This window comes from Salinispora sp. H7-4 (genome assembly GCF_013416675.1).
In the GTDB taxonomy this organism is placed as follows: domain Bacteria; phylum Actinomycetota; class Actinomycetes; order Mycobacteriales; family Micromonosporaceae; genus Micromonospora; species Micromonospora vitiensis.
The window spans coordinates 1-253 of sequence record NZ_JABZED010000013.1; the positions used below are offsets into that span (position 1 = coordinate 1).

Consider the following 253-nt stretch of genomic DNA (forward strand, 5'->3'; position numbering starts at 1 on the left):
ACCGAGGCCCACTCCAGCACCGACCTCACTCTCACCGTGACGACCGCGCAGTTGTCCGGCCAACACAAGATCCGCGTGTTCCTTCCCGCCGACTACGCCACCGAACCCGACAAGCGCTGGCCGGTCGCGTACTTCCTGCACGGCGGGGGCGGCCGCCCGAACGACGTGGCGGCCGTCCCGGCCCTGCGCTCAAACTCGATGATCACGGTGGCTCCGAACGGCGGGCTCAAGGGTTGGTACGCCGACTGGGTCA

1 pseudogene is annotated in these 253 nt (G+C 68.8%); it reads left to right on the plus strand.

The window, feature by feature from the left end:
* Positions 1 to 253: pseudogene (locus H0524_RS24655) on the plus strand (esterase); the annotation flags it as partial.